This is a genomic window from Cyanobium sp. Candia 9D4 (assembly GCF_024346155.1).
Classification (GTDB): domain Bacteria; phylum Cyanobacteriota; class Cyanobacteriia; order PCC-6307; family Cyanobiaceae; genus Cyanobium; species Cyanobium minutissimum.
The window spans coordinates 640,901-667,727 of sequence record NZ_JAGQCK010000001.1 but is presented as its reverse complement, the minus strand read 5'-3'; the positions used below and the strand labels follow the sequence as shown (position 1 = coordinate 667,727).

29 protein-coding genes and 1 tRNA gene are annotated in these 26,827 nt (G+C 71.1%); 18 read left to right on the top strand and 12 right to left on the bottom strand.

The window, feature by feature from the left end:
• Positions 1–400: 400 nt before the first annotated feature.
• Positions 401–895 (bottom strand): allophycocyanin subunit alpha-B, encoded by a 495-nt coding sequence (locus tag KBZ08_RS03325; RefSeq protein ID WP_106219991.1) that lies wholly within the window; start codon positions 893–895, stop codon positions 401–403.
• 122 nt (positions 896–1,017) lie between these two features.
• Here KBZ08_RS03325 and rlmD point away from each other — a divergent pair, with 122 nt between their 5' ends.
• Entirely contained in the window at positions 1,018–2,388 is a 1,371-nt protein-coding gene (gene rlmD, locus KBZ08_RS03320) for a 23S rRNA (uracil(1939)-C(5))-methyltransferase RlmD (RefSeq protein ID WP_254971330.1), read from the top strand.
• On the opposite strand, the gene pheT is transcribed toward rlmD, so the two are convergent.
• A complete protein-coding gene (gene pheT / locus KBZ08_RS03315; RefSeq protein ID WP_254971329.1) occupies positions 2,385–4,841 on the bottom strand; it encodes a phenylalanine--tRNA ligase subunit beta in 2,457 nt (818 codons plus the stop codon). The genes rlmD and pheT overlap by 4 nt on opposite strands.
• A 112-nt stretch (positions 4,842–4,953) precedes the next feature.
• Between pheT and rpmG the strand changes: the two genes are divergently transcribed.
• From rpmG to KBZ08_RS03300, 3 genes are all read left to right on the top strand, one after another.
• The gene (rpmG, locus tag KBZ08_RS03310; RefSeq protein ID WP_254971327.1) at positions 4,954–5,148 is read left to right on the top strand and encodes a 50S ribosomal protein L33; all 195 of its coding nucleotides are present in this window, start codon (positions 4,954–4,956) and stop codon (positions 5,146–5,148) included.
• An 89-nt stretch (positions 5,149–5,237) separates the two neighbouring features.
• Complete coding sequence (gene rpsR, locus KBZ08_RS03305) at positions 5,238–5,459, top strand: 30S ribosomal protein S18 (protein WP_006041316.1); 222 nt, start codon at positions 5,238–5,240, stop codon at positions 5,457–5,459.
• 1 nt (position 5,460) lies between these two features.
• Positions 5,461–7,500: a ribonuclease catalytic domain-containing protein gene (locus tag KBZ08_RS03300; RefSeq protein WP_254971325.1), complete on the top strand. Its 2,040-nt coding sequence runs from the start codon at positions 5,461–5,463 to the stop codon at positions 7,498–7,500.
• 11 nt (positions 7,501–7,511) lie between these two features.
• Here KBZ08_RS03300 and KBZ08_RS03295 read toward each other — a convergent pair whose 3' ends face one another.
• From KBZ08_RS03295 to KBZ08_RS03285, 3 genes are all read right to left on the bottom strand, one after another.
• Entirely contained in the window at positions 7,512–7,784 is a 273-nt protein-coding gene (locus KBZ08_RS03295; RefSeq protein WP_254971322.1) for a hypothetical protein, read from the bottom strand.
• Positions 7,785–7,863: 79 nt separating this feature from the next.
• Positions 7,864–8,454, bottom strand: coding sequence for a hypothetical protein (locus KBZ08_RS03290; RefSeq protein WP_106219986.1), 591 nt, complete (start codon positions 8,452–8,454; stop codon positions 7,864–7,866).
• A complete protein-coding gene (locus tag KBZ08_RS03285; RefSeq protein ID WP_254971320.1) occupies positions 8,451–10,310 on the bottom strand; it encodes an FAD-dependent oxidoreductase in 1,860 nt (619 codons plus the stop codon). Before KBZ08_RS03285 ends, KBZ08_RS03290 begins: the two co-directional genes overlap by 4 nt.
• A gap of 150 nt (positions 10,311–10,460) precedes the next feature.
• Between KBZ08_RS03285 and metG the strand changes: the two genes are divergently transcribed.
• Together metG and lptC are read left to right on the top strand one after the other, a co-directional pair.
• Positions 10,461–12,011, top strand: a complete 1,551-nt coding sequence (gene metG, locus KBZ08_RS03280) for a methionine--tRNA ligase (RefSeq protein ID WP_254971317.1) — start codon at positions 10,461–10,463, stop codon at positions 12,009–12,011.
• Positions 12,008–13,141: an LPS export ABC transporter periplasmic protein LptC gene (gene lptC / locus KBZ08_RS03275; protein ID WP_106219983.1), complete on the top strand. Its 1,134-nt coding sequence runs from the start codon at positions 12,008–12,010 to the stop codon at positions 13,139–13,141. The genes metG and lptC overlap by 4 nt, the downstream gene beginning before the upstream one ends.
• On the opposite strand, the gene KBZ08_RS03270 is transcribed toward lptC, so the two are convergent.
• A complete protein-coding gene (locus tag KBZ08_RS03270; RefSeq protein WP_254971307.1) occupies positions 13,059–13,742 on the bottom strand; it encodes a cofactor assembly of complex C subunit B in 684 nt (227 codons plus the stop codon). The genes lptC and KBZ08_RS03270 overlap by 83 nt on opposite strands.
• A 94-nt stretch (positions 13,743–13,836) precedes the next feature.
• On the opposite strand from KBZ08_RS03270, the gene psb32 reads away from it, so the two are divergent.
• The 6 genes from psb32 to KBZ08_RS03240 all read left to right on the top strand — a co-directional run bounded on the left by psb32 (position 13,837) and on the right by KBZ08_RS03240 (position 18,118).
• On the top strand, positions 13,837–14,562 hold the full coding sequence (gene psb32, locus KBZ08_RS03265) for a photosystem II repair protein Psb32 (RefSeq protein WP_254971688.1): 726 nt from the start codon (positions 13,837–13,839) through the stop codon (positions 14,560–14,562).
• Between the two features lie 22 nt (positions 14,563–14,584).
• A complete protein-coding gene (gene pxcA / locus KBZ08_RS03260; protein WP_254971305.1) occupies positions 14,585–15,730 on the top strand; it encodes a proton extrusion protein PcxA in 1,146 nt (381 codons plus the stop codon).
• Positions 15,720–16,334 (top strand): bifunctional adenosylcobinamide kinase/adenosylcobinamide-phosphate guanylyltransferase, encoded by a 615-nt coding sequence (locus KBZ08_RS03255; protein ID WP_315861239.1) that lies wholly within the window; start codon positions 15,720–15,722, stop codon positions 16,332–16,334. Before pxcA ends, KBZ08_RS03255 begins: the two co-directional genes overlap by 11 nt.
• Positions 16,335–16,345: 11 nt before the next feature.
• The gene (locus KBZ08_RS03250; RefSeq protein ID WP_254971304.1) at positions 16,346–16,837 is read left to right on the top strand and encodes a tRNA (cytidine(34)-2'-O)-methyltransferase; all 492 of its coding nucleotides are present in this window, start codon (positions 16,346–16,348) and stop codon (positions 16,835–16,837) included.
• 139 nt (positions 16,838–16,976) lie between these two features.
• Complete coding sequence (locus tag KBZ08_RS03245; protein ID WP_106219978.1) at positions 16,977–17,999, top strand: M23 family metallopeptidase; 1,023 nt, start codon at positions 16,977–16,979, stop codon at positions 17,997–17,999.
• A gap of 45 nt (positions 18,000–18,044) precedes the next feature.
• Positions 18,045–18,118: transfer RNA gene (locus KBZ08_RS03240), tRNA-Met, on the top strand.
• Between the two features lie 142 nt (positions 18,119–18,260).
• On the opposite strand, the gene KBZ08_RS03235 is transcribed toward KBZ08_RS03240, so the two are convergent.
• Entirely contained in the window at positions 18,261–18,614 is a 354-nt protein-coding gene (locus KBZ08_RS03235; protein WP_254971302.1) for a hypothetical protein, read from the bottom strand.
• 91 nt (positions 18,615–18,705) lie between these two features.
• Between KBZ08_RS03235 and KBZ08_RS03230 the strand changes: the two genes are divergently transcribed.
• The gene (locus KBZ08_RS03230) at positions 18,706–19,305 is read left to right on the top strand and encodes a peroxiredoxin (protein WP_254971300.1); all 600 of its coding nucleotides are present in this window, start codon (positions 18,706–18,708) and stop codon (positions 19,303–19,305) included.
• Between the two features lie 3 nt (positions 19,306–19,308).
• Here the strand turns inward: KBZ08_RS03230 and purQ are convergent, their stop codons facing one another.
• Together purQ and purS are read right to left on the bottom strand one after the other, a co-directional pair.
• Positions 19,309–19,962, bottom strand: a complete 654-nt coding sequence (gene purQ / locus KBZ08_RS03225) for a phosphoribosylformylglycinamidine synthase subunit PurQ (RefSeq protein WP_254971298.1) — start codon at positions 19,960–19,962, stop codon at positions 19,309–19,311.
• Between the two features lie 13 nt (positions 19,963–19,975).
• Positions 19,976–20,233, bottom strand: a complete 258-nt coding sequence (gene purS, locus KBZ08_RS03220; RefSeq protein ID WP_094584545.1) for a phosphoribosylformylglycinamidine synthase subunit PurS — start codon at positions 20,231–20,233, stop codon at positions 19,976–19,978.
• A gap of 142 nt (positions 20,234–20,375) precedes the next feature.
• On the opposite strand from purS, the gene KBZ08_RS03215 reads away from it, so the two are divergent.
• A complete protein-coding gene (locus KBZ08_RS03215; protein ID WP_106219974.1) occupies positions 20,376–20,690 on the top strand; it encodes a hypothetical protein in 315 nt (104 codons plus the stop codon).
• A gap of 43 nt (positions 20,691–20,733) precedes the next feature.
• Here KBZ08_RS03215 and cobW read toward each other — a convergent pair whose 3' ends face one another.
• Entirely contained in the window at positions 20,734–21,834 is a 1,101-nt protein-coding gene (cobW, locus tag KBZ08_RS03210; RefSeq protein WP_254971296.1) for a cobalamin biosynthesis protein CobW, read from the bottom strand.
• Between the two features lie 53 nt (positions 21,835–21,887).
• Entirely contained in the window at positions 21,888–22,460 is a 573-nt protein-coding gene (locus KBZ08_RS03205; RefSeq protein ID WP_219903912.1) for a pentapeptide repeat-containing protein, read from the bottom strand.
• Positions 22,461–22,508: 48 nt separating this feature from the next.
• On the opposite strand from KBZ08_RS03205, the gene upp reads away from it, so the two are divergent.
• The 4 genes from upp (at position 22,509) to KBZ08_RS03185 (ending at position 25,669) form a co-directional block, all read left to right on the top strand.
• On the top strand, positions 22,509–23,174 hold the full coding sequence (upp, locus tag KBZ08_RS03200; RefSeq protein WP_106219972.1) for a uracil phosphoribosyltransferase: 666 nt from the start codon (positions 22,509–22,511) through the stop codon (positions 23,172–23,174).
• Positions 23,175–23,216: 42 nt separating this feature from the next.
• Positions 23,217–23,504, top strand: coding sequence for a hypothetical protein (locus KBZ08_RS03195; protein ID WP_106219971.1), 288 nt, complete (start codon positions 23,217–23,219; stop codon positions 23,502–23,504).
• Positions 23,505–23,552: 48 nt separating this feature from the next.
• On the top strand, positions 23,553–25,229 hold the full coding sequence (ilvD, locus tag KBZ08_RS03190; RefSeq protein WP_254971292.1) for a dihydroxy-acid dehydratase: 1,677 nt from the start codon (positions 23,553–23,555) through the stop codon (positions 25,227–25,229).
• 215 nt (positions 25,230–25,444) lie between these two features.
• Complete coding sequence (locus KBZ08_RS03185) at positions 25,445–25,669, top strand: ribbon-helix-helix domain-containing protein (RefSeq protein ID WP_106219969.1); 225 nt, start codon at positions 25,445–25,447, stop codon at positions 25,667–25,669.
• A gap of 15 nt (positions 25,670–25,684) precedes the next feature.
• Here KBZ08_RS03185 and KBZ08_RS03180 read toward each other — a convergent pair whose 3' ends face one another.
• Positions 25,685–26,617, bottom strand: a complete 933-nt coding sequence (locus KBZ08_RS03180) for a helix-turn-helix domain-containing protein (protein WP_254971290.1) — start codon at positions 26,615–26,617, stop codon at positions 25,685–25,687.
• Positions 26,618–26,827: the final 210 nt, after the last annotated feature.

The following is a 26,827-nucleotide window of genomic DNA, read 5'->3' as shown; positions in this document are numbered from 1 at the left end:
GACTGCGGAACTGTCGTCGGACCTGGCCCCCGCGCGCTGGGGCGGACTCCCCTTCGAGCGGGTCGTCGCCCAGCCGCGAAGGAATGCCGTCGGCACCTGCACCGCGAACGGCGCAGCCATCAAGGAACCGGCGCCACCGCCGTTCCTGGCGTCGCAACTGGCTGGTTCGGGGCCCAGCCCTGGACTAGCACTGGGTCTTATCTGAGACCTATGGCGTGGCTCCGCCGGCCCACAGACGTTCTTGATGCGTCTTAGGCGGACCATCGGCTCCATCGCGGGCGTCCCCACAAAAAACCCCGTCACGTCGGTGACGGGGTGGGAGGCTGATGCTGCTTGAGCATCTCATGCTGGAACCAGCGTCGGACCAGCGCCTGGACCCGAATGAGACTGACGGACCGATTCAGGTGGAGGTCTGCAGGCCCTGGATCAGGTAGTCGAAGTAGGGACCGGCGAGGGCGGCTTCGTCGCCACCGAGCAACACCAGGGCCGCCTCCTTGAGGGTGCGCATGGCCTCGACCATCCCGGGCAGGGGCACACCCAGGCTGTTGTACATCTCGCGGGCACCCACCACGCCGATCTGCTGGATCAGCTCGGTGCTGCCGGCCAGGATTCCGTAGGTGACCAGCCGCAGATACCAGCTGTAGTCCCGCAGGCACTGGGCCCGTTGTTTCTGGCCAAAGGCATTGCCACCGGGGGCCACGTACTCCGGCTTGCGCAGGAACAGCTGCTTGGAGGCTTCGGCGATGATCTTCTTCTCGTTGTCGGTCAGCACCCTGACGACACTCAGCCGGCGGGCTCCGCCGCTGAGGAATTCCACCATCGTGCGCAACTCGCCGCCGGTGGGATAGCGGAGCTGATCATCGGCCTGGAGGATCAGATCGCGAACGACGCTCATAGCAGCGACCACAGTCCGGCGAATCCTATCGAGCCCGAAGCCTCCGCCAGGGCTCCGGGCGCAAGGTGTAACGCCCCTTTGCACGACCCCCGATAGGGTCGCAGCAGTGCGGCGGACGACAGATGGCCTCGGTGGGCGACAGGCTCGAGCTGGAGATCACCGACCTGGGCCATGACGGGCAGGGGGTGGGGCGCCACGACGGGCAGGTGGTGTTCGTCAGCGGCGCCCTGCCCGGGGACACCGTGCAGGTGCGGCTGCAGGCGGTGGCGCGGCGCCATCTGGTGGGCCAGCTGCTGCGGGTGCTGACGCCCTCTCCGGACCGGCGCCGGCCGCCCTGCATCCTGGCCGACAACTGCGGTGGCTGCAGCCTCCAGCCGCTGACGGACGGGGCCCAGGCGGCCTGGAAGCAGCGCACCCTGGAGCAGACCCTGCAGCGCATCGGCGGCCTGAGCGCCCCGGTGCGGCCGCTGCTGGTGGCCGCTCCGACCCTGGGCTACCGCAACCGCGCCCTGATTCCGCTGGAGCGCCGGGCCGATGGCCGGCTGCGGGCCGGCTACTACCGCCGCGGCTCGCACCAGATCGTCAACATGGCCCGCTGCCCGGTGCTCGATCCGCGCATCGACGCCCTGATCGCCCCCCTGAAAGCCGACATCGAAGCCAGTGACTGGCCGATCGACCGCCACGGCAACGACCCCCAGGCCGTGGAGGGTCCCGGCCTGCGTCACCTGGGCCTGCGGGTGGGGGCAGCCACCGGTGAGCTGCTCATCACCCTGATCAGCAGCCATGACGACCTGCCAGGCCTCGAAGCCCTGGCCGACGCCTGGTGCGAACGCTGGCCCGAGCTGGTGGGGGTCTGCCTGAACCTCCAGCCCAGGCCCACCAATCGGCTGATGGGCGACGAGACCCGGGTGATCCGCGGCCGGGAATGGGTCCAGGAACGCTTCGCCGGCCTGCGCTTCCGCATCGCCGCCGACACCTTCTTCCAGGTCAACACCCACCAGGCCGAACGGCTGGTTCCCCATCTGATCGAAGCCCTCGGCCCGGCTCCCGCCGGCGGTTCCCTGCTCGATGCCTACTGCGGCATCGGCACCTACAGCCTGCCCCTGGCCGCCGCCGGCTGGCAGGTCAGTGGCCTGGAGCTGCACCCGGGCGCCGTGGCCATGGCCCGGGTGAATGCCGGCGCCAACGGGCTGGAGGATCGGGCCAGCTTCGAGCAGGCCGATGTGCCCCAGGTCCTGGAGGAGCGCCTCCAGGGCCAGCAGGCCCTGGTGCTGGATCCCCCCCGCAAGGGTCTGAGCCCGATCGCCATCGCCGCGATCCTGGCGGCGCAACCGGAGCGGATCGCCTACCTGAGCTGCGATCCGGCGGCCCTGGCCCGCGACCTGGCCCAGCTGTGCGGAGCAGGGGCCTACCGGCTGAACTGGGTGCAGCCCGTGGACTTCTTCCCCAACACCAGCCACGTGGAGGCCCTGGCGGCCCTGGAGCGTCTCTAGCGGCGCTGTTCGGCGCCGAAGCGGCGTTCGAGGGCGTCGCGCACCCGCCCGTGGGCCGCCTCCACCTCCTCGTCGGTGAGGGTGCGGGCGCTGTCGCGGTAGCGGAGGCGGAAGGCCTGGCTGCAGCGGCCGGCCTCCACCTGGGCCCCTTCGTAGCGGTCGATCAGCTCCGCCTGCTCCAGCAACGGCTTGCCCGCCTTGCGGATCGCCGCCAGCAGGTCCGCCGCCGTGGTGTCGGTGGGCACCACCAGGGCCAGATCGCGCTCCGAGGCCGGCACCGTGGGGTAGGGGCGGAAGCTGGGCTGCCAGCGGTTGCGGCGGGTGCCGGCGCTGAGCAGGGGTTCCAGCTCCAGCTGGAACACGTAGGTGGCGGCCGGCAGGTCGAGGAGCTCGGCCTCGGCCGGGTGGAGCTGGCCGAACCAGCCGGCGGGCCTGCCCTCCACCAGCAGCTGGGCGGCGCGGCTGGGGTGCAGCAGGGGGGCGTCGCTCAGGGGGCGGTCCTCCAGGGGCAGGCGCAGGGGTTCCAGACCGGCCTGGAGCACGCCGCGGGCCTGGAAGTAGTCCGGGGGGGCGGGCTTGCCGGAGTTGCGCCAGCGTTCGGCGCGCCGCTCCCCGGCGATCACCCCCACCAGCAGGGTGCGTTCCCCATGGCGCTCCTCACCGCTGGCCCCACCACCCGGGAACACCCGGCCGATCTCGAAGCCCCAGAAGCCCCCCAGGGAGGCCTGCAGGTTGCGGCGGGCGGCCTGGAGCAGCTCCTGGTGCAGGTTGTCGCGCAGGTGGCCGTAGTCGGCCAGGAGCGGGTTGGCCAGGGGCACCCGGCCCGGCGCCGCCGCCACCAGCGACAGGGAGACGATCTCCTGCAGGCCGGCGGCACAGAGGCTGCGGCGCAGGCGTCGCTCCAGCTGCTGGGCCGGCTCGAGGCCGCCGGGGATCAGGGGGTCGGGCAGGTGGGCGGCGAAGTGGTCGTAGCCCACCAGCCGGGCCACCTCCTCGATCAGGTCCACCTCCCGCTTGAGGTCCATGGCCCGCTCGGGCGGCACCCGCACCTGCCAGCCGTCTTCGTCCTCCACAAGGACGCAGCCGAGGGCTTCGAGGGTGGCGGTGATGCGTTCGTCGTCCAGGTCCTGGGGCTCGCCCTCCACCACCACCGGACCCAGCAGGTTGTGGAGGGCATCGCGGCGCAGGGGCAGGGGCGGCTGGGGGGACGGGGGCCGCTGGTGCAGCCAGCGCCCCTCCACCCGGGCTCCGGCCAGCTCCTGCAGCAGGGCCACGGCCCGGTCGGCGGCGGCCAGGGTGATCTCCCGCGGCACCCCTTTCTCGAAGCGGCTGCAGGCCTCGGTGCGCAGGCCGACGCTGCGGGCGGAGCGGCGCACCGCCTGGGGGGCGAACACCGCCGCCTCCAGCCAGATGGCGGTGGTGGAGTCGGTGACGGCCTCTTCGAGGCCCCCCATCACGCCGGCCAGGGCGATGGGGTGGTCGCCGCAGGTGACCACCAGGGCCTCCTCGCTCAAGGTGCGCTCCTGGCCGTCGAGGGCGACGAAGGCCTCAGCGCTGCGGCCCTGACGCAGGCCGATGCTGGCCGGCGCGGGCACGGCGCCCGTGAGGGCCCCCAGGCGGTCGCGGTCGAAGGCATGCAGGGGCTGGCCCGTTTCCAGCATCACCAGGTTGGTGATGTCGACGACGTTGTTGATGGGGCGCACACCGGCCCGCTCCACCCGCTGGCGCAGCCAGTCGGGGGAGGGGCCCACCGTCAGCCCGCTGAGGGCCGTGAGGCTGAACAGCCCCCCCGCCTCCATCGCCTCCAGGGCCGCAGGGACAGCCGCCAGGGGCTCGGCCGCCACGGCTGGAGCCGCCGCGGGGAAGGTGGTGCTGCCGCCGCTGAGGGCCGCCACCTCGCGGGCGATCCCCCGCATCGACAGGCCATCGGGGCGGTTGGCGGTGATCGCCAGCTCCAGCACCTGGTCATCCAGGCCCAGCAGGGGGCCCACCGCCGTGCCAAGGGGGGGCAGGGTGTCCAGGATCCGGTCGAGCTCGGCGATGCCATCGCTGCCATCGTCGAGACCCAGCTCCCGCAGGGAGCAGATCATGCCGCTGCTGGCCACTCCCCGCAGTTCGGCGGGCTTGATGGTGAGCCCCACCGCCGGCAGGGTGCTGCCCACCAGGGCCACGGGCACGTGCAGACCCTGGCGCACATTCGGCGCACCGCAGACGATCTGCAGGGGCTCGCCAGCCCCCACATCCACCCGGCAGACGCTGAGTTTGTCGGCGTTGGGGTGGGGATCACGCTGCAGCACATGGCCCACCACCACACCGGCCGCCCGGGCCGCCAGATCTTCGATGGCCTCCACCTCGAAGCCGGCCATCGAGAGGCGCTCCGCCAGATGCCCCGGCTCGAGACAGGCCGGTTCCACGCTGACCAGCTCCCGGAGCCATTGGAGCGAAACCAGCATCGGAGGGGTGCACAGCAGCCGCCCACATTAGGAAGCGATCAGGGCCCTCCCCATCGGGAGGTAAGGTGCAGGATCGTCTCTCTGCAACGCATCCGCGGCGCAACGTCCTTCCATGGCCAAGAACAAGGGCGTCCGGCTGGTGATCACCCTCGAGTGCACCGAATGCCGGTCCAACCCCGCCAAGCGGTCCCCTGGCGTGTCCCGTTACACGACCCAGAAGAACCGCCGCAACACCACCGAACGGATTGAACTCAAGAAGTTCTGCCCCCACTGCAACGCCTCCACCATCCACAAGGAGATCAAGTGAGGCCGGATTCCCTGCGGAATCCCAGCTTCTGATCGTCCCGCGGCCTCTGCAGCGGCAGTTCCCTCCTTTCGTTCCTTTCCTCCGTTCCCATGTCCAGTTCCTTCTTCAAGAAGCGCCTCTCGCCGATCAAGCCCGGTGATCCGATCGACTACAAGGACGTCGATCTGCTCAAGAAGTTCATCACCGAGCGCGGCAAGATCCTGCCCCGCCGCCTCACCGGCCTGACGGCCAAGCAGCAGCGCGACCTCACCAATGCCGTCAAGCGGGCCCGGATCGTGGCCCTGCTGCCCTTCGTGAACCCCGAAGGCTGAGTTGCCTTCCGCCTCGCGTCGGTTCACGGCGGGTGACCTGGTCGGCCTCCACGACGACAGCCGCAGCCTGCTGGCGGTCGTTGTGGCCGAGAAAGGCACACGCCTCGATCTCAAGGTGGGTTTCGAGGCCAAGGCCGTCCAGCGCGGGGTGCGGCAGCTCGATCTGCTGGCCGCTCTTCCTGGCGATCAATCACCACCCTCACGCCTGTCCCAGCCCCCCTGGGGGCTGAGCGCGGAGACGTTGCAGCAGGCCGCCCCCCGCCCCCGGGAGCTGGGGGCCGCCTGGCTGTTGCTGCAGGACGACCCGTTGTCCCTGGAGCTGGCGGACTTCGTCGATCTGATCGGCGACGGCGGCGACCCGGTCCAGCGGGCCGCCTGCTGGCTGTGGCTGCAAGGTCCCCAGACCCTGTTCCGCTGGCGCCAGCAGCAGGTGGAGGCCCGGCCGCTGGTGGATGTGCGGCGACTGCGGCGGGATGCCCGCCGCCAGCACCTGGGCGAACAGCGGCGCCGCCAGTGGCAGGACGCCCTGCGCCAGCGCCGCCCGATCGATCCCCAGCAGCTCGATGCCGAGCAGCGCCAGCACCTGGCCCTGCTGCGGGAGTGGGCCAGTGGCGACATCAGCCGTCCCCTGCCGGACGACCTGCACCGCGCCCTGCAGGCGGCCCACTGCGCCATGGAGTCGGCGCCGATCCGGCACCTGCTGGTGGATCTGGGCCAGTGGGAGCGCCACCATCTGCCCTCGCTGGAGAACACCACCTGGCAGGCGGGCTTCTCCGCGGAGCTCGAGGAGGAGGCCCGCCGCCTGGTGGCCCTGGCTGGCACCGACCTGCCCGGAGACGAGCGCCGCCGCGACCTCACCGGCCTGCACACCGTCACCATCGACGATGCGGACACCCGCGACATCGACGACGGCCTCTCGCTGGAGCCCGGTCCCGACGGCACACCACGGCTGTGGATCCACATCGCCGACCCGGGCCGGCTGGTGACGCCGGACAGCCCCCTCGACATCGAAGCCCGGCGCCGGGCCAGCAGCCTCTACCTGGCCCGGGGGCCGCTGCCGATGTTCCCCGAGGTGCTCAGCACCGGCCCGATGAGCCTGCGCATGGGCCAGCGCAGCGCGGCCCTGAGCCTTTGGGTGGAGCTGGACGAGGACGGCGCCGTGGCCGCCCATGGGCTGGAGTCCAGCTGGGTGCGACCCGCCTATCCGCTCAGTTATGCCGATGCCGATGAACTGATCGAGCTGGCCCCGCCCCAGGAGCGGTATCTCAGTGAGATCCAGGCCCTGATGGAGCGGCGGCGCCGCTGGCGGCTGGCCCGGGGGGCCCTCGATCTGGACCAGCCCGAGGGCCGGATCCGCTGCGACGCCGAGGGGGCCCAGCTGGAGATCACCGAACCCTCGCCCTCGCGCACCCTGGTGGCCGAGGCCATGATCCTGGCCGGGGCCGTGATCGCTCATCTCGGGCAAGAGCGGGGCCTGGCCCTGCCCTACCGCAGCCAGCTGGCGGCGGAGCTGCCCCCTGAGGCGGAACTGGCGAGCCTGCCGGCCGGACCGGTGCGCCATGCGGCCATCAAGCGCTGCCTCAGCCGGGGCCATCTCGGCACCACTCCGGCCCCCCACTTTTCCCTGGGCCTGCCCTGCTACGTGCAGGCCACCTCACCGATCCGGCGTTACAACGACCTGCTGGTGCAGCGCCAGCTGCTGGCCCACCGGCAGGGGCTGCCAGTGCTGGAGGAGGCGGAGCTGGCGGCGCTGCTGAGCGAGCTGGAGGGGGCCATCCGCCAAGGGCTGCAGATCGCCCGGGAGGACCAGCGCCACTGGCAGCAGGTGTGGTTCGAGGCCCAGGAGCAGCACCAGTGGCCGGGGCTGTTCCTGCGCTGGCTGCGCCCCCAGGACCGGCTCGGCCTGGTGCACTTGCCGGATCTGGCCATGGATCTGGCCGCCGAGTGCCATGGCGACCCCGGCCCCGGCGACGCCCTGCTGGTGCGGCTGCAGCAGGTGGATTCCCTGCGGGACCTGCTGCGCTTCACGGCCGCGGGCTGACCCTGGCGGCCTCAGGGACTGAGGTTGTACTTGCCCATCGCCTGCTGCTTGCAGATGGTCTCGGCCTGGGGAATCGTCGCCCGGGCGTTCACCTGCTGGGCCACGCAGGTGCAGGTGTCCTTGGCCAGGCCCGCCGGCACCGGCTTGCCCGCCTTGGCGAAGTCGGCGTTCACCGCCAGGGTGCAGTAGTGGATGATCAGCTGGTCGCGCATGTTGTTGAGGCCCTGGGCCCGGCCTTGCAGCGCGGCCAGCAGCAGGGCGGAGCCCACCAAGGTGAGCAGCACGGGCAGGGAGCGGAGAGCGGATCCTGGGTTGGCGGACACGATGGGGCAACGGCGCTGATCCCGCCCATCCTGGCCGACCTCAGGCCGGCTGGCCCGTCCGTCGCAGGCGCCGCCGCCGCCAGAGCAGCAGCAGCACCACCCCCACACAGGCCAGGCCCACCGCCGCCGGGAACAGGGCCGTGGTGAGTGTCAGCCGCTCCAGGGAGAGGAGCACCAGCAGGTTGCGCAGCACGAACAGGGCAAAAAAGCCGATCCGCTCCTGGTGGGGGTGGCCGTAGGCCCGCCGCAGGGTGGGGCCGAAGCCCAGCAGGTCCACCAGAGTGAGCACCACCACCGCCCCGAGCGGATCGGCGGTGAGGAACCAGAAGGGAAGGGCCGAGGCGGCGCCGGCCAGAAACAGCCAGTCGCTGGTGGTGATGGCCCGGTCGGCGCCATGGGTATGGGCCAGCCAGGCGATGGAGAAGGTGATCAGGGCCGACACCCCGGTGGGCCAGGCCCCGACCCCGCCGCCGCCGGCCCACGTGGCCAGGAACACCAGCAGGGTGGTGACCCCCCAGATCAGCCAGGAGAACACATGGGGGCGGGTGCGGCCGGCCCGGATGGAGCGGATGTAGGGGAGGAAGGCGGCGAAGGTGAGGGCGATGGCGGCGCCGCTGAGCAGCAGCTTCACGGCACCGGCCGCGACACCCGCAGCCAGGGGCCCCAGGGGTTGGCGCAGCCGATCAGGGCCGCCGGAGTGGGACGTTCGAGGCCCAGCAGCCACTGCTGCAAGGCCGGCTCCAGGGTGATCAGCGGCCAGGATCCCGCCTCGCCGTGGAGCACGTAGCCGCCCTTGCCATCGGGCACCAGCTCGCCCCGCCAGAGGCGCTCGCCGGGCTCCGGCGGCGGTGCCCAGCCCGACGGTGCCGCCGGCGCCGCTCCCGCCTCCAGATGGCCGTGGCGATCGATCCGCTCCGGCGCCGCCACGGCCGCAAGCTGCCGCTCGCGCCAGCGGGGGTGGTGCCAGGGGGTGTCCCACAGCGGCACCACGGCCGCCGGGGCCAGCGGATCGCTGATCAGGGCCTCCTGCAGCCGGTGCACCGGCAGGCCGGCGGGATCGATCCCGTCACGCACACACAGGGCGGCGGCCATCCCGGCGGCCTGGCCGATGTTGAGCACCAGGGGCTGCAGCCGCGTGGCCCCGTTCGCCATGTGGCTGACGCCGAAGCCCTTGTCGGCCGCCAGCAGGTTGGTCACCCCCGCACTCACCAGGGCGCCGTAGGGGATGGTGAACGGGGTGCCGCTCCAGCGGCCCCCCCAGCGGCAGCTCTTGGGGGCCAGGGGCCAGTCGCCGCCGGGGTAGTGGTGGTCGTTGGCGTAGTTGCCCACGGCGATGCTGCTGAGGCTGCCGTCGGCGGTGCGGCTGAGGGGGGCGATGCAGGCGCCCTCCCCCCAGGGCAGCAGGTGCTGCTCCAGCACCAGCTCCCGGGCCACCAGCCGGCGGCCCTCACGCCAGTAGGGCATCAACGCCAGCGATCCGGCGCCGCTGAGCCGGCCGGCGCTGGCCTCGTCGGGGGTGGGAAACACCGCCGCAGGCCCCAGCCAGCCGCCGCTGGCCTGGCGCAGGGCGGCCGCAAAGGTCTCGCTGTGGTCGCGCATGGCCGCCAGCAGCTCGCGCTCGGCCGCCTCGGCGGCGTCGCCACCGCCGACCCGCTCGGAGAAGGCCCGCTCCAGGCCCTGGTGCCAGTCGTTGCCGTGCAGGGGCCAGTTCAGCATCACCAGGCCCCCGGGCAGACGCCCGTAGGTGAGGGTGCGCTCCAGGCCGAAGGCGTCGGTGGCCGCCGCGAAGGGCTCCGGCAGGGGAGGGGGGCTGCGGCGCCAGGCCTCGGCCTCGGGGGCCGCCGTCCCCCCACGCTCGTCCAGCTGGCCCAGGCACACCCAGGTGGGTGACTGCACCGGCTGCCGTTGGAAGAAGGGGTCGTTCCCGAGGCGCTCGGCCGTGGGGGCGCTGGGTTCCTGCCACTGCTCCCTCGCTTCCCAGCCGAAGCGGAAGGGGGCCCCGGCCAGGGGGTAGAGCTCGCCCCGGTCGCTGCCGTCGATCACCACCGTGGGCCGCAGGTGCCGCTGGACGCCCCTGTACGCCACCGTCACGGCGCTGATGCGATCGCCGTCGCGCTCCACCGCCTCCAGCCGCACGCCGGACCACCAGTCCAGCCGTTCCTCGGCGGCCACCCAGCGGCGCAGGATCCGCTCGGCGCTGGCGGGGCGGTAGCCGAAGCAGCTCACCCAGTTCTGATCCAGACCCTCCGGCTCGATCCACTGGAGAGCCCGCAGCAGGGCCCCCCACAGGCCGCTCTGCCAGGGGCTCAGCTCGTTGCCGTCCGGGGCGCACACCCCGGCCGCACTCACCATGCCGCCCAGCCAGGGCCCGGGGGTGAGCAGCAGGGTGTCGGCGCCGGAGCGGGCGGCCTGCAGGGCGGCGGCCACACCACCACTGCCGCCGCCCCACACGAGCACGTCCGCCCTGCGATCAAAGCCCGTGCGCATCGGGGGGAAGGGGCCGGGGTCAGGGGGCCAGCATCCCATCCCGGGGCCATGGGTAGGATCCGGGCCCCGGGCCTGGGCCCACGGGCGTCAAGGGGGTGCGTCACGGGACCCCCTCCTGCCGCCGGCGGACCCGGCCGACGTCGCCTGCCGATGACCTATACCCTCACCACCCCCCTCTATTACGTCAACGACCGTGCCCACCTGGGCAGCACCTACACCACCCTTGCCTGCGACACCATCGCCCGCTTCCGGCGGCTGCAGGGCGAGCAGGTCACCTTCATCACCGGCTGCGACGAACACGGGCTGAAGATCCAGCGCTCGGCCGAGGCGGCCGGCCTCACCCCCCAGGCCCACTGCGACGCCATCAGCGGCGAGTACCGCGACCTGTGGCGCCGCTGGGGCATCAGCAACGACCGCTTCATCCGCACCACCGATCCCCGCCACCGGGCGATCGTGGAGCAGTTCTTCGCCCGGGTCGAGGCCAACGGCGATGTGGTGGAGGGGCGCCAGCAGGGCTGGTATTGCGTGGCCTGCGAGGAGTTCAAGGAGGAAGCGCCTTCGGCGCAGGAGCCCCACTGCCCCATCCACCTGCGCCCACTGGAATGGCGCGACGAACTCAACCTCTTCTTCCGCCTCTCCCGCTACCAGGAGCCGATCGAGCGGCTGGTGGCCAGCGACGGCTTCATCGCGCCGCGCTCCCGGCGCCGGGAGGTGGAGAACTTCGTGGCCGGCGGCCTGCGGGACTTCTCCATCTCCCGCCTCGACCTGCCCTGGGGCATCCCCGTGCCCGGCTACGAGGGCCACACCTTCTATGTGTGGTTCGACGCCCTGCTGGGGTATCTCTCGGCCCTGCTGGAACCGGACGACGCCAACGATCTCGCCCTGCTGGCCGAGCGCGGCTGGCCCGCCCAGCTGCACGTGATCGGCAAGGACATCCTGCGTTTCCATGCCGTCTACTGGCCGGCCATGCTGCTCTCGGCCGGGCTGCCCCTGCCGGAGAAGGTCTTCGGCCACGGCTTCCTCACCCGGGAGGGCCAGAAGATGGGCAAGTCCCTGGGCAATGTGCTCGATCCCAATGGGCTGCTGGAGCGCTGCGGTGCCGATGCGGTGCGCTGGTACCTGCTGCGGGACATTCCCTTCGGCGATGACGGCGATTTCCAGCAGCAGCGCTTCAGCGATCTGGTCAACAACGACCTGGCCAACACGATCGGCAACCTGCTCAACCGCACCTCGTCGATGGCGCGCCGCTGGTTCGACGGGGCCGTGCCGCCGGCCGGGGCCGCCGCCGCCGCCGACCATCCCCTCGCCCTGCGCTGCCTGGCCTGCGCCGAGACCGTCGACGGTGCCCTCGAGGCGCTGGATTTCCGCACCGCGGCCGCCGCGATCCTGGAGCTGGCGGAAGCCGCCAACGGCTTCCTCAACGACCGTGCCCCCTGGAAAGCGATTAAGGCGGAGGAGGGGCGCTCCGGCGTGGCCGAGGACCTCTATGCCGTGCTGGAGACGAGTCGCTGGGTGGCCGTGCTGCTGGCCCCCCTGCTGCCGGATCTCTCGGCGCGGATGCTCGACCAGCTGGCCCAGCCGGCCCTGCTAGCCGACAGCGGCTGGACGGCGGCCCGACACTGGGGGAAGCTGGCCAGTGACCTGGCCCTGCCCGAACCGACCCCGGTGATGCATCGACTGGAACTGGATTCCCCCCTTTGACGCTTCCTCTCCCTGCGCGACGCTGGCGCCTGTCGGCCCTGCTGGTGCTGCTGCTCACGGGCTGCGGCCGCGGCGATGTCGCCCGCGAGACGGCGCCCACCCCCTTCGTGTTCCGTTCCCTGGATCTGCGCCAGCAGGACGTGTTCGGCCGGCCCAACTGGGAACTGACCAGCCCCGAGGCCCGCTACGACCTGCGCCGCCGTGTCGCCCGGGCCCTGCAGCCCCGCGGTGTGATCTACAGCGACGGCAAGCCGGCCTATCGGGTGGAGGCCTCCACCGGAACGGTGATCAACGACGGCGCCGTGATCCTGCTGGAGGGGCGGATCCGGCTGCAGCGGCTCGGCAAGGAGCCGGTGATGATCCAGGGCTCCCGGGTGCGCTGGCTCCCCTCCCGCAACCTGATGGAAATCGACCGCCATCCGGAAGGCTTCGACCCCCACACCCGACTCTCCGCAGAGCGGGCCACCTTCCGCCTGGATAAGGACACCCTGGAGCTGCAGGGCAAGCCCCAGCTGCAGCGCTGGGCCCAGGCCTTCGATCCCTTCCGGGCCAACCCCGTCGGTGCCCCCCAGATCCTGCTGACCGTGTCCTCGGTGCTCTGGCAACCCGGCAGCGGTGCCCTCACCGCCCGCGGGCCGGTGCTGGGGGAACGGCGGCCGCCGGGCTCGGCCGCCACCCGCCCGCTCCAGACCCTTACGGCCACCTCCCTGATCGGCAACACCCGGACCCAGCTGTTCAACCTGGGGCCGCCCGTGCTGTTCAGCGACCCGGCGGTGGCCGGCGGCGCCAGCGCCCGGGGCAAGGCCCTGCAGGTGGATGCCGGCCAGCATCTGGTGCGCATCCCCTCGGGCTGCTTCCTCCAGCAGGACGGCGCCAGCCTCGAGGCCCGCAGCTGCTCCTGGAACTGGGAGACCCAGGCTGTCACCGCCGATGGCTCGGTGCTGCTGCAACGGCCGGCCAGCCGCCAGCTCACCCGCGGCAGTGTGCTGCGGGGCCGGCTGGGGGACAAGGGGGCCGTGGTGGTCACCAACCCCGGTGGCCGGGTGTTCAGCCAGTTTCAGGTGCCGCCGTCGACGACACCTCCGCGGCCGGTGGCGCCGCGCCCGAAACCCGAGCCAATTCGCCTGTGAGCCTGCGGGCCCAGCCCTCGACCCACGCCAGATCGCTGCGGCTGAAGCAGCGGGGCGACCAGCCGCCCAGGACCAGCACCCCCTCCTGACCCAGCGGCTGAACCAGCACCGCCGGCAGGCCCGCGGGCAGGCTGCCGAATTCGTCCCGGCCGGGGTAGAGCTTCAGATCCACCAGGGAGATGGCCTTGCCGCTGGCCATGCTGCGGGCACAGATCGCTCCGGGCCGGAAGTCGCCGCGGCCCAGCACTCCCCGCTCCAGCAGGATCTGGCCGCGCCAGTGGAGCAGCACCACCGCCGCCGGGGTGGCCGTCAGCAGCATGGTGCTGCCCCAGCCCAGCTCCTCGGCCAGGGACCCCTCCAGATCCGGCGTCAGCCGCAGCCCCACCGGGCCCTCCAGCGGCACCCGCTCCGGTGCCACCGGCTCCACCCGCTGCCACAGCAGGGCCACCAGCAGCAGCAGCACGGCCAGGATGCTGGCCAGCACCGAGGCCCGCTCCAGCGGAGGCTCCAGGCTGGGGGCGGTCATCTGGTTGAACACAGCCAGGGCCAGGCCCGTGGCGCCGCAGGCCAGGACGACACGGGCCGGGGCGGACATCGTCATCGTGGTGTCCGGCAGCGAAGCTGCTTTCAGGATGCCGGAACGGGGTCGCAACGGCAGACTGGTGGCGTCTCGCACGATGGCCTTGGCTTCAGTGATGCCCCCGGTGGCGGCAGCGCCCCCCGGCCCCACCGGCCGGTCCGGGCTGCTCCGGTCCCTGCTCTCCCTGGTGCTGGCCCTCGGCCTGGTGCTGGCCGCGCCGGTCGCCGCCGCCCGGGCCCTCTCGGCCTCGGACCTGCCCGCCCGACCCCCGGCCGAGCATGTGCTCGACGGCGCCGACGTGCTCAGCCGGGCGGGCAAGGCCGAGATCGAGCGCCAGCTGCAGGCCTTCAGTGCCGAACGGGTCGACGCCCGCCTGGTCACCCTCACCCGGCTCGACTACGGCCTCGACCTCTCCACCCTGGCCGCCCAGCTGGTGGAGCGCTGGTCGGCCGATCCCCCCGCCGGCAGCAGCCCCGATCCCCTGCTGCTGCTGCTGATCGACACCCAGACCCGCTCCACGGCGATCGCCGCCCAGGCCCCCCTCGACCGCCAGCTCCCCGACGAGCTGCTGGAGAGCACCGCCGCCACCACCATGGCCCAGCCGCTGCGCAGCGGTGACCGTTACCGCCAGGCCGCCGTCGACGCCCTCCAGCGCCTCGCCACCGTCCTGCAGGGTGGCGAGGATCCCGGGGACCCCGTCGTCGAGGAGGCCGCCGCGGTCGTCAGCAACATCCCCACCCGGGAGGAGACCTCCAGCAGCAATGCCTTCACCTGGGTGATCGTGCTGCTGGTGGTGGGCACCGTGGTGCCGATGCTCACCTGGTGGGTCTTCTCCCGCTGATTCCCCCGCGACCCGCCTCCCCATGGGACTGACGAACTGGATGGGTACCTTCGGGCGGGCCCGCTCCCTCGACCTGAGCTCCGATCTCGAGCGCGGCTACGAAGCCGCCCTGCTGATCCAGAGCATCGAGATGGAGCACTACAACGACCGTCCGGTGCGTCCCGAACTGGAGCTGAGCATCCCGCGGGCGATGCAGGCCCAGGTGCTGCGCCGCTTCCGGGCGGCCCTGCAGGTCTGCCGCCAGTCCAGGGACGTGCTGGCCCCCTACCGCCAGGAGCTCTCCGGCCAGGAACTGCGCCAGTACCAGCTGATCGACACCGTCACCGCCCGCTATGCGGTGGCCCGGGAGGAGCTGCCGGCCCTGAGCCGCACCCCGGAGATGCTGCCCCGCAGCCTGGTGAGTGTGGTCGACCAGGTGCGGCGCCAGCTGGACCCGGAGGCGGAGGCCAGCGTGGTGGCGGGCTTCCGCCGCCGCCGCGATTCCACCCTGGTGTCGCTGCGGATCCTGCTGCTGCTGGTGCTGGTGCCGGTGCTGGTGCAGCAGGTGAGCCGCACCTACGTGGTCTCGCCCCTGGTGGATCGCTTCGCCCCCGACAACACCTTCCTCACCTACCCGAAACCCCACCTCCAGGAGCGGGCCGTGGAGAAGCTGCGCGTCTACCAGGCGGAGATCGAATTCGATGCCCTGCTGTCCGGCAAGGCCCTGCCCAGCCGCGAGGAGCTGCAGTCGGAGCTGGCCAAGCGGGCTCAGGAGCTCAAGGAGGAGGCCGACCAGGAGAGCACCCACGCCATCAAGAACGTCCTGGCCGACGTCTGCGGCTTCATCGGCTTCGTGGTGGTGGCGATCCTCGGACGGCGCGACATCCAGGTGCTGCGCGGCTTCATCGACGAAATGGTGTACGGCCTGAGCGACAGCGCCAAGGCCTTCGCCATCATCCTGTTCACGGACATCTTCGTGGGCTTCCACAGTCCGGAGGGCTGGACGGTGCTGCTCGACGGTGTCGCCCACCATCTGGGACTGCCGGCCCAGGAGAACTTCGTCATGCTCTTCATCGCCACCTTCCCGGTGGTGCTGGCCACGATCTTCAAGTACTGGATCTTCCGTTACCTCAACCGCGTCTCGCCGTCCTCGGTGGCCACCCTGCGCAACATGAACGGTGGCGGCTGAGGTGGCGGCTGAGGTGGCGGCTGAGGTGGCGGCTGAGCCCCCCGCCGGGGACCAGCGCCATCCCCGCCTGACGCTGGTCAGCGGACCCTCGAGGGGCGGCAAGAGCCGCTGGGCCGAGCATCTGGCGGGCGCCAGCGGTCTTGCGGTCATCTACCTGGCCACCGGGCCCTCCCTGCCCGACGACGCGGCCTGGCAGGAGCGGCTGCGGCGGCACCGCCTGCGGCGCCCGCCCGCCTGGGGCTGCTGGGAAGTGAGCGGTGCCCTGGCCGCCGCGGTGGCCCAGCTGCAGCCGGGCCAGCTGGGGCTGGTGGATTCACTCGGGACCTGGGTGGCCGCCCACCTGGATCTGGAGCCGCCGGACTGGGGGTTCCGCTGCGACGAGCTGCTCGGTGCCCTCGGCAGCTGCCGGGCGCCACTGGTGGTGGTCTGTGAGGAGACGGGCTGGGGTGTGGTGCCGGCCACGGCGGCCGGGTGCCGCTTCCGGGACCGGCTCGGGACGATCCAGCAGACCCTCATGGCCCGCAGCGAAGCGGCCTGGCTCGTCCTGCAGGGGCGTGCCATCGACCTGCTGGCCCTGAGCCAGCCCGTGCCCTCCGGCTTCTGATCGCGCCCCGGATGCCTCGCGTCGTCCTCTACCAGCCCCAGATCCCGCCGAACACCGGCAACGTGGCGCGCACCTGCGCCGCCACCGGCTGCGAGCTGCATCTGATCGAACCGCTGGGCTTCACGATCAGCGACCGGCACCTGCGCCGGGCCGGCCTGGATTACTGGCCCTGGGTGTCGCTGCACCGCCACGGGGACCTGGAGCGCTTCCAGGCGGAGCGGCGGGGCCGGGGCGGCCGCCTGGTGGCCCTCAGCAGCCAGGCGGAGACGGCCTACACCGACTACCGCTTCCGTCCCGACGACTGGCTGCTGTTCGGTCGGGAGACGGACGGATTACCGAACGCCCTGCAGGCGTCCGCCGAGGCGCGCCTCACCATCCCCATGGCCTGCCGGGCGCGGGAGGGCCGGGGGGGTGTCCGCAGCCTGAATCTCTCGGTGTCCGTTGGCATCGTGCTGTTCGAGGCCCTGCGCCAGATCGGGCCCGCCGCAGGCAGCGACTCCTGAGACCGATGCGGGACGGTCTCGATGTCCAGACCGCGTTGTGCCTGAGGAACCTTGCCCCCTGTGGTTCATGGCGCTACTCTCTGCCGGACCCGCAGATGTTGGCTTCTCTGCTGGGTTTTGTCCGCTGGATGTGAAATGCATGAAGCCTTTCCGCTTGATTCTTCCCTTTCTCCTCTCCACACCGGCCGTCGTGCCGCTCGTGGCCGTTCTCGCTGACGATTCCCCCAGCACGGTGTCCACCGAGACCCTGCTGGCCTCCCTGCCTTCCGCCACCGACCGGGTCTGGATCAAGGTCCGCCGTCCGGTGTCCATCGAGGAGCTCTCCACGGCCCTCGACCTCGATGAGACCCGACTGGCCCGGCTGAACGACGTCGATGAAGACCACCGCTTCGGCAACGGTGACTGGCTGGTGGTGCCTTCCCGCGGCAAGGAGCGCCTCGGCCGCATCGCCTCCCTCGACGCCACTGTCCAGCGCCAGAGCCCGCCGGTCTCCACCCCGCCGCCGGTGGAGCGGGACGGGGTCGTCCGCTTCGGGGACACGGTGCTCAAGCTCGCCCAGCGCTACGGCCTGAGCGTGGCCGAGCTGATCCGCCTCAATCCGGGCCTGGAAACCGCACGGCTCGTGGTGGGCAGCCAGGTGCGCCTGGCCCAGTCGGCCCCGGGCCGTTCCCGCATGCTGCTGGGCCTGAAGCCGTCCGTCAGCGGCGGCATCAGCTGGCCCGACACCCCGGAGTTCGGTGACCCGCAGCCGCCCCTCAATGGCGGCACCACGGCCCCCTCCACCGCCTGGATCTGGCCCACCCGCGGGGTGTTCACCTCCGGTTTCGGCTGGCGCTGGGGCCGGATGCACAAGGGCATCGATGTGGCCAACAACGTCGGCACGCCGATCATGGCCGCCCGGGAGGGCCAGGTGGTGTTCGCCGGCTGGCATGACGGTGGTTATGGCTTCCTGGTGGAAATCGCCCATCCCGACGGCAGCCGCAGCCTCTATGCCCACAACAGCCGCCTGCTGGTCACCAGGGGTGAGACGGTGGCGCAGGGTCAGGTGATCAGCCAGATGGGCAGCACCGGCCGCAGCACCGGCCCCCACCTCCACTTCGAGATCCATCCCCCCGGCCGCGGCGCGGTCAACCCCCTGCAGATGCTGCCCCCCCGGGCCTGACCCGGCCGGGGGCCGCACCGGTCATCGTCTAAAGTCACAACGATTGGCTCGGTAGCTCAGCTGGTTAGAGCGTGGGATTCATAACCCCAAGGTCGGGAGTTCAAGTCTCCCCCGAGCCACTTTCCTGGGTCATTGTTGATTGGCTCCAGTGATCCAGAATTGAGGCGAATGGCCTGCTGATTGGAGGCGTCACTGCGCTGCAACGGCGCCGAAATAGTGCCGCTGCAGCCATCCCGCTCCGGGATCGTCGTTGCCGCTGCTTCAGCGCATTTCGATGGCGTTGAGCCGTTCACGGAAGCTGCGGGCGTTGGCCGCCTCCTGGCTTTCCACACTCTCGACCCGCACCGGAACGGGAGCGGTGACGGGCAGCGCGGGGGCCGCGACAACGACGGGCTGGGAGCTGGGGAGCGAACGGCGGCTGCGGCCGTAACCACCGGACTGGGAACGGTTCTGGAGCGCGCGGGTGAGGCTCTTGCTGCGGTTGGCGGCGCCCACGGTTTCCCCGTCCTTGGGGCGGATCAGGGGGTTGCCCTTGAGTTCGGAGCGCAGCTGATTGATGAGCCGGAAATGGCCGGTGGTGTTGTATTTGCGCAGAACGGTCGGATCCCAACCCATGGCAGAGGCATCGTTTCTTTGCCAGTCATCGTAGGGGCCTGGCTTCTTCAGGCCAGCATGGGTGTCATCCCCCCCCGAGACGGTGCCCACCATGACCAGCAGCGGCAGGCTCGTGGGGCTCGAAGCCCCCGACTTTCGCGCCACCGCCGTGGTGGATCAGGAGTTCCGGGAGCTGTCGCTGCGCGACTATCGCGGCAGGGATGTGGTGCTGTTCTTCTATCCCCTCAATTTCACCTTCGTCTGTCCCACGGAGATCACGGCCTTCAGTGATCGCCACGGGGAGTTCGCCCGCCTCGATGCCGCCCTCCTGGCCGTGTCCGTCGACAGTCCCTACAGCCATCTGGCCTGGGTGCAGACCGACCGCCGGAGCGGCGGGCTGGGGGACGTGGCCTACCCCCTGGTGTCGGATCTCAACAAGGAGATCGCCCGGGCCTACCACGTGCTCGACGAGGACGCCGGCACGGCCCTGCGCGGGCTGTTCCTGATCGATCCCGACGGCGTCATCCGCCACAGCACCGTCAACGACGTGGCCGTGGGCCGCAGTGTGGACGAAACCCTGCGGGTGCTGCAGGCCTTCCAGCTGGTGCGGCAGCAGCCGGGCCAGGTGTGTCCGGCCGACTGGACGCCCGGGGCCCGCACCCTGGCCCCCGATCCCCGCGGCAGCCGCGACTTCTTCGCGGCCCTGGACTGAGCTTCAGCCCAGCAGCGAGGCGAGCAACCGGCGCCCATCGAGGCCGCCGGTGACCGGATCACAGGCGCGCTCCGGATGGGGCATCAGGCCGAGCACGTTGCCCGCCGGGTTGCTCAGGCCGGCCACATCCCCCCGCGAGCCGTTCGGATTGGCGACGTAGCGCAGCACCACACAGCCCTGATCCTCGAGGCGCTCCAGGTGCTCAGGCTCCACCTGGTAGCGCCCTTCGCCGTGGGCGATCGGCAGGCTGATCCGTTCGCCGGCGCCATAGGCGCCGAGCCAGCGGCAGGCCCCGGGCTGCACCTCCAGTTCACTGCTCTGGCAGAGGAAGTGCAGATCCCGGTTGCGGGTCAGGGCACCGGGCAGCAGGCCCATCTCGGTGAGCACCTGGAAGCCGTTGCAGATGCCGAGCACCGGGCCGCCACCCTCGGCGAAGGAGCGCACCGCCTCCAGCACCGGGGCGAAACGTGCGATGGCGCCGCAGCGCAGGTAGTCGCCGTAGCTGAAGCCCCCCGGCAGCACGACGGCCTCCAGACCGGAGAGGTCACGCTCCTCATGCCAGAGGAAGCGCACGGGGATGCCCAGACAGCCCTCCAGGGCCCAGGCCACGTCCCGGTCGCAGTTGGAGCCGGGAAACACAACGATGCCGACGGTCATCGGTCTGGCCCCCTCAACCGGCTTCGGCCAGATCCAGCGACCAGTCCTCGATCACCGGATTGGCGAGCAGGCGGTCGCTGAGCAGTTCGAGCCGGGCCTGGGCGGTGGCCCGGTCCGGGGCTTCCAGATCCAGTTCGATCGCCTTGCCGATCCGCAACCGCTTGACGCCTTCCACCCCGAGCCGGGCGGCGGCGGCCCGGGTGGCCTCCCCGGCGGGGTCCAGCACGGAGGGGCGCAGGGAGACCTGGACGCGGGCGTTGAAGAGCGGCACCGGGGGCACGGACGTTTGTTAAATCTTGGCAGCACGCCCCACCGACCCCCTCGGCACAGCACCAGCCTGGGGTTGGTTCTCCGCACCGCCGGCCGTGGTGCCTTCCCTGCGAAGGGTTCTGCTGGATCCATTCGGGCCTCGCTTGCTGGCCTGGCTCATGGGTCTGGCCGTGGCCGCCACGGCCCTGCAGGCCCATTCCCTGCCGGGGCTGGTCACCCTGCAGTGCCGCCTGGCGGACGGTCCGTGGCAGGACTGCCAGATGCAGGTCGAGGAGCTCGGCCTCCACTGGTTCCTGCTGGTGGGGGGGCAGCGGATCGAGTTCCGCCACGACGGCCGGGGCCGGGTGACGATGCTCAAACCCTCCGGCAGCTGGCAGCCGGTGAACAGCCGCTGGGTGGAGAACACCGACCTCTGCTGGGATGGGGTCTGCGCCAGGGGCGATATCCCCCTCGACTGAGCCGGTCTGGGCGGCAGACACCGCCCGGGTCGCCGCCCGGCGCTCAGAGGCGATCGAGGGCCTGACGCAAGGGGCCGACGGCGCCGCCGGTGGCCAGCACCACCAGCTCCAGCCCGTCGGGGCCTTCGCCCTCGACGGAGTCGGCGTCAGGGGAGGCCCCCGCCCGCTCCTCGTACCAGCAGTCAAGGCGGCGGCCGACCCCCTGGATCTGCAGCGGCAGGCGCTTGCCCCCTTGGCGCAGCCGTCCCTTGAGCCGCACGACGGGGTGATCGATCAGCAGCCGCTGCAGCTGGGTTTCGAGGGCGGCCCGCCCCCACTGGCCGGCACGGCGCACGACGATCGACTCCATCGCCACGTGGGCATGGTCGTGGTGATCGTGGTGGTGGTGGTGGTCATGGTCGTCGTGGCCATGGTCATGGTGGTGGTCGTGGTCGCCGGCCAGATCACGGCCGGGACCATCCAGCACCAGGGAGGGATCGAGGCGGCCCCGGGCCATCGGCAGCACGTCGGTGCCGGGGCGCAGATTGGCGCGCAGCGTCGCCGTCACCCGGGCGAGGGCCTCCGGTTCCAGCCGGTCGGCCCGGCTCACCAGCACCAGGTCGGCGGCTCCGAGCTGGTCGGCGAACAGATCCTCGATGGCGCTGATGTGGTCGAGGCTGGGGTCGGCCCGGCGCTGGGCCTCCACCGCGTCGGCATCCCCCACCACATGGCCGGCGGCCATCGCCTCCCCGTCGACCACCGTGACCACCCCGTGCACCCGGGTGCGGCTGCGGATCTCCGGCCAGCCGAAGGCAGCCACCAGGGGCTCGGGCAGGGCCAGGCCGCTGGTTTCCACCACGATGCCGTCGAGCCGGTCGGCCCGCTCCAGCAGGCGCTGCATGGTGGGCAGGAACTCATCCTGCACCGTGCAGCAGAGGCAGCCGTTGGCCAGCTCGACGAGCCGATCGCCCAGCTCCTCCTCAGGGCAGAAGCCGCAGGAGGCGATCAGATCGCCGTCGATGCCCACCTCGCCGAACTCATTGACCAGCACGGCCAGCCGCAGGCCGCTCTCCAGCAGCAGGTGACGCAGCAGGGTGGTCTTGCCGGCCCCCAGAAATCCGGTCACCACCGTGACCGGCAGCCGTCGGGTGCTGGAAGCGGTCATCGGGGAGGGGGCAACGGGGACCCGAAACCTAGGGGAGGCGCCGCCGGCGCGGGTCAGCGGCAGCCGAGGCTCTCGCGCGTGTCGACGCCGGTGAGGGGATGGCTGCCGCTCGCCCGGGCGCAGAGGGCCTTCTGCTCCGGCAGATCGAGCACGGCGTCACTGAAGTCGGCCCCGTCGATGCGGGCATCCCGGAAGCGGCTCTGCATCAGCATGGCGTTGCGGAACTGGGCGCCCCGCAGGTCGGCCCCGTCGAAGCGGGTGGCGAAGGCCACCACGTCCTCCAGGTCGGCGCCGCGCAGGTCGGCCTGGCGCAGGTCGGTGGAGTTGAACACGGCGCCCCGCAGGTCGGCGTCGCGCAGATCGAAGCCCTCCATCGAGGCCTTGAGGAACTCCTGCTGCTGCAGATTGCGGCCCCGCAGGTCGGGGTCGAGGTCCTGGAAGGAGCGCTGGGCGCGCAGCTCGGGGGCGGTGATCGCCTGGGCCGGAGCCACCGGCAGCACACTCCAGATGAACAGCAGGCCCAGCACCGTCCCCAGCACCCCCCCCAGGACGGACCCCAGCAGGCCGCCCAGCGGGCCCCCGGGCCTGCGGCGGATCACGGGGAAGGTTGGGGAGCTGGGGACCATGCCACACCGGTACGCTGCCGGATCAAGCTATGGCAGACACACCCCGACATGAGCATGTCCCTGCGGGTGGTGGTCCCCCCCCATCCCCTGATCGGCCACTGGCTCACCCTGCTGCGGGACGGGTCCACCCCCTCGCCCCTGTTCGCCACCGCCATGGCGGAGCTGGGCCGCTGGCTCACCTATGAGGCGCTGCGCGACTGGCTGCCCCACCGTCCGGTGTCGGTCACCACGCCCCTGGGCCACTGCGACGGCCAGGTGGTCGATCCGGAGGTGCCCCTGCTGGTGATCCCGGTGCTGCGGGGGGGCCTGGGCCTGTGGCAGGGGGCCCAGTCGGTGCTGCCGTCGGCCCAGCTGGCCCACGTGGGCATCGAGCCCTGTGGGCCGGAGCACAAGCCCCACTGGTTTCTCGACGACCTGCCGGCCACCATCGAGGCCCGCAGCGGCGTGCTGGTGTTCCTGCCGGTGCTCGCCAGCGGCTCGATCCTGCTGGCCCTGCTCGACCGTCTGGCGGGCCTGGGGGTGGAGGGGCAGCGGCTGCGGGTGATCACCACCCTGGCGGCGAGCCCAGGGCTGAAGGTCGTCGGGGAGCGCCACAGCCAGCTCACCCTCTACTGCGCCGGCATCGACCCGGAGGTGGACAGCCGGCACCGGGTGGTGCCGGGCTTCGGCGAGGTGAGTGAGCGGCTGTATGGAATCGCCGCCGCCACTGCCTAGGGTGGGTTCCTCCGATCCGGAAGCCCCTTTCCGTGCCGCTCCATGGCTGATTCCAGGCAGCAATCCTCCGCCAGCGGCAGTCTGGTCCTGCTGGCCGGGGCCGCCGGGGCGGTGATGGGGGCCGCCGGCCTCGCCGTCTGGCTGCTGCGCCGGGCCGAGCGGCATCGGCTGTCCCAGCGCCAGCTGCGGATGCTGCGGGTCTCCCGTCTCAGCGAAGGCCTTGAGGAGGCGCCGGTGAGCAGCGACCAGCTGCACGACCGCGTCCAGAAGCTCAACCAGGCGATCGACGAGGTGCGCCGCCAGCTCGAGCAGCTGCAGCCCCAGGCCTGAGGGCGCAGGCCCCTCGGTAAGTTGCAGCAGACCCGTTCCTCCCCGGCCATGCTGCGCTCCGACGCCATCACCAAGGGCCTCCAACGCTCCCCCAACCGGGCCATGCTGCGGGCCGTCGGTTTCGGCGACGGGGACTTCGGCAAGCCGATCATCGGCATCGCCAACGGCTACAGCACGATCACGCCGTGCAACATCGGCCTCAACGACCTCGCCCGGAGCGCCGAGCAGGCCGCCCATGGGGCCGGCGCCATGCCCCAGATGTTCGGCACCATCACCGTCAGCGACGGCATCTCGATGGGCACCGAGGGCATGAAGTACTCGCTGGTCTCCCGGGAGGTGATCGCCGATTCGATCGAAACCGCCTGCAACGCCCAGAGCATGGATGGTCTGCTGGCCATCGGCGGCTGCGACAAGAACATGCCCGGCGCCATGCTCGCCATGGCCCGCATGAACATCCCGGCGATCTTTGTGTATGGCGGCACGATCAAGCCGGGGAAGCTGGGGCCCTGTGATCTCACCGTGGTCAGTGCCTTCGAGGCGGTGGGGCAGCTCTCCGGCGGCCGCATCGACGAGGCCGAGCTGCTGGCGATCGAGAAGAACGCCTGCCCCGGCGCCGGCAGCTGCGGCGGCATGTTCACCGCCAACACGATGAGTTCGGCCTTCGAGGTGCTCGGCCTGAGCCTGCCCTACAGCTCGACGATGGCGGCGGAGGACCATGAGAAATCCGACAGCGCCGCCCGCTCCGCCGAGGTGCTGGTGAAGGCCATCGAAGCGAACATCCGCCCCCGGGACCTGCTGACCCGCCAGGCCTTCGAGAACGCCATCGCCGTGATCATGGCGGTGGGGGGTTCCACCAACTCGGTGCTGCACCTGCTGGCGATTGCCCGCACCGCCGGTGTGCCCCTGACGATCGACGACTTCGAGACGATCCGCCAGAAGGTGCCCGTGATCTGCGACCTCAAGCCCAGCGGCCGCTACGTCACCGTCGATCTGCACCGGGCCGGCGGCATCCCCCAGGTGATGAAGCTGCTGCTCGACGGCGGCCTGCTGCACGGGGACTGCCGCACGATCGAGGGGCGCACCCTGGCCGAGGTGCTCGCCGACGTGCCCTCCGAACCGCCGGCGGGCCAGGACGTGATCCGGCCCCTGTCCAACCCCCTCTACGCCCAGGGCCACCTGGCGATCCTGCGGGGCAACCTGGCCGAGGAGGGCAGCGTGGCCAAGATCAGCGGAGTGAAAAACCCGGTGATGACCGGCCCGGCGCGGGTGTTCGAGAGTGAGGAGGATGCCCTGGCCGCCATCCTCGCCAAGCGCATCAGCGCCGGTGATGTCGTGGTGATCCGCTACGAAGGGCCTGTGGGAGGCCCCGGCATGCGCGAAATGCTGGCCCCCACCGCCGCGATCATCGGCGAGGGGCTGGGCGATTCGGTGGCCCTGATCACCGATGGCCGCTTCTCGGGCGGCACCTACGGGATGGTGGTGGGCCACGTGGCTCCGGAAGCCGCCGCGGGCGGCACCATCGCCCTGGTGCAGGAGGGCGACAGCATCACGGTGGATGCGAAGCAGCGCCTGCTGCAGCTCAACGTGGACGCGGAGGAGCTGGCCCGGCGCCGCAGCGCCTGGACCAGGCCCGCCCCCCGCTACCGCACTGGCGTGCTCGGCAAGTACGCCCGGCTGGTGAGCAGCAGCAGCCTGGGGGCGGTGACCGACCTGCCCCCCGACTGAGCCCTGGAGCTGAGCCCGTTTTCAGAAACGTGCAGTTTCCGCAGGTCGATGCAGGCCTGCACTGACGGCGCAGGCGCTCTGCTGCTGTCCGCAGCAGGGTGAATCGCCGGCCAGCTCTGGCCTCTCGCCCCTGGAGCCGCTCCGACGTCCCATAACGCGTCTGGACGCAGATCCCGTCCATGGGCCTAGATCAGAGGAAGCCACCCCCTCGACCCATGCGAAGCCACTCCGAACCCGGTCCCTTCCTGCGGCCGGTGCGTGTCACGATCACGGTTCCCTACAACGCCTACCAGGCCCTGGTGGAGCGCAGCAACGTCCAGGGACGCTCCCTCTCCAACCTGGCCGCCTACCTGCTCGAATCGGCCCTGCAGGGCGCCCATCCCAGCGAGCACAACCAGAGCCGCATGGATTCGGCTGACGCGTTCCGACGGCGAACGTGAGCGGGACGGTCCCGACTACGGCCGCCGGGACTCCCGCAGCAGCTCGGACGGCCTGACATGGAACCGCTGCTGAAAATCCACGCTGAACAGTCCGAGGGAGCGGTAGCCGCATTCGCGGGCAATGCTCCCCACCGTGTCGTTCAGGGTCGGCCGCTCCAGCCGTTGCCGGGCACGGTCAAGACGCTGCATCTTGATCCACTTGGTGGCCGTGCACCCCATGCGTTCGGCGAACGCATATTGCAGCGCTCGGCGGGAGTAATGGCTCCTCGATTCCAGGTCAGTGAGGGTGAGCGGCTCGCCCAGATTCTGCTTGATGTAGTCAATCAGTTCATCGAAGGAATCACGACCCTGGCGCTGCCGGTGCAGGAGCCGGTCCAGGGTCTTGTCCTGGCGGATCTCCGGCAGCAGCATGGCCACCATCAGCCGATAGATCTGGTCGTCGAACTGGAGGCGATCCAACAGCCCGTGGCCATAGCCGGACAACTGACCGGCCATGGCGATGGTCTGCTGCAACGCCGAGAGCAGGGAAGGGGCGGCGTTGTTCCTGGGCGGGCTCCAGCCATGGGCCAGCGACACCGTTTCCTCCCAGTCCTTCGGCTTCTGCTGATAGCCACCCATCGCCATCGCCGTCTCCAGGAGTCGGTCTCTGGTGAGAGCGAAAGCCACAGCGGACGACAGGGTGCTCTCCATGGTGCAGACCGCACTGGCCATCAGCACACAGCCTCCACGGGCACAGGGCCAGGTGGTGGAGGCCTGTCGCAGCCGCTGTTCTCCGCCATAGCCCAGGACAACGATGTGTTCCTGACGTTCCGAGAAGGTCATCCGCGTCGGCCTGGCCGTCCAGGCGGTGGCCAGCAGCCCGCCGAGTCGGAGGTTGGCGCCGTAACACCACCAGGAGGACTCGGGCTCCAGCGGGATCAGCTCCACCAGGGGCAGGGCCTCCTGCAACAGGGAGGCGCAGACGAGGGGATCCGTACTCAGCCGAAGCAGACGCAGCAGAGGATTAGGGAAAAGGGCAACGTCATGGTGATCAAACTCCGGAAAGCAAGGCTCGTTGTGCATACGATGCCTCACCACCATGGTTTCTCACTGTGTTCAGAGTATCATAAAAAGTTTGAAGTTTCTGCTCGTCGACACCCGCCTCCCGCTGGCGGGTCG

Coding starts and splice junctions, on each gene's coding strand:
- upp (WP_106219972.1), top strand. CDS start 22,509: ATGAGCATGTCCCTGCGGGTGGTGGTCCCCCCCCATCCCCTGATCGGC.
- KBZ08_RS03250 (WP_254971304.1), top strand. CDS start 16,346: ATGCCTCGCGTCGTCCTCTACCAGCCCCAGATCCCGCCGAACACCGGC.
- rpsR (WP_006041316.1), top strand. CDS start 5,238: ATGTCCAGTTCCTTCTTCAAGAAGCGCCTCTCGCCGATCAAGCCCGGT.
- KBZ08_RS03325 (WP_106219991.1), bottom strand. CDS start 895: ATGAGCGTCGTTCGCGATCTGATCCTCCAGGCCGATGATCAGCTCCGC.
- ilvD (WP_254971292.1), top strand. CDS start 23,553: ATGCTGCGCTCCGACGCCATCACCAAGGGCCTCCAACGCTCCCCCAAC.
- KBZ08_RS03195 (WP_106219971.1), top strand. CDS start 23,217: ATGGCTGATTCCAGGCAGCAATCCTCCGCCAGCGGCAGTCTGGTCCTG.
- KBZ08_RS03205 (WP_219903912.1), bottom strand. CDS start 22,460: ATGGTCCCCAGCTCCCCAACCTTCCCCGTGATCCGCCGCAGGCCCGGG.
- pxcA (WP_254971305.1), top strand. CDS start 14,585: ATGGGACTGACGAACTGGATGGGTACCTTCGGGCGGGCCCGCTCCCTC.
- KBZ08_RS03185 (WP_106219969.1), top strand. CDS start 25,445: ATGCGAAGCCACTCCGAACCCGGTCCCTTCCTGCGGCCGGTGCGTGTC.
- psb32 (WP_254971688.1), top strand. CDS start 13,837: ATGCCCCCGGTGGCGGCAGCGCCCCCCGGCCCCACCGGCCGGTCCGGG.
- cobW (WP_254971296.1), bottom strand. CDS start 21,834: ATGACCGCTTCCAGCACCCGACGGCTGCCGGTCACGGTGGTGACCGGA.
- KBZ08_RS03235 (WP_254971302.1), bottom strand. CDS start 18,614: ATGGGTTGGGATCCGACCGTTCTGCGCAAATACAACACCACCGGCCAT.
- pheT (WP_254971329.1), bottom strand. CDS start 4,841: ATGCTGGTTTCGCTCCAATGGCTCCGGGAGCTGGTCAGCGTGGAACCG.
- KBZ08_RS03230 (WP_254971300.1), top strand. CDS start 18,706: ATGACCAGCAGCGGCAGGCTCGTGGGGCTCGAAGCCCCCGACTTTCGC.
- KBZ08_RS03245 (WP_106219978.1), top strand. CDS start 16,977: ATGAAGCCTTTCCGCTTGATTCTTCCCTTTCTCCTCTCCACACCGGCC.
- rpmG (WP_254971327.1), top strand. CDS start 4,954: ATGGCCAAGAACAAGGGCGTCCGGCTGGTGATCACCCTCGAGTGCACC.
- KBZ08_RS03270 (WP_254971307.1), bottom strand. CDS start 13,742: ATGACGATGTCCGCCCCGGCCCGTGTCGTCCTGGCCTGCGGCGCCACG.
- rlmD (WP_254971330.1), top strand. CDS start 1,018: ATGGCCTCGGTGGGCGACAGGCTCGAGCTGGAGATCACCGACCTGGGC.
- metG (WP_254971317.1), top strand. CDS start 10,461: ATGACCTATACCCTCACCACCCCCCTCTATTACGTCAACGACCGTGCC.
- purQ (WP_254971298.1), bottom strand. CDS start 19,962: ATGACCGTCGGCATCGTTGTGTTTCCCGGCTCCAACTGCGACCGGGAC.
- KBZ08_RS03285 (WP_254971320.1), bottom strand. CDS start 10,310: ATGCGCACGGGCTTTGATCGCAGGGCGGACGTGCTCGTGTGGGGCGGC.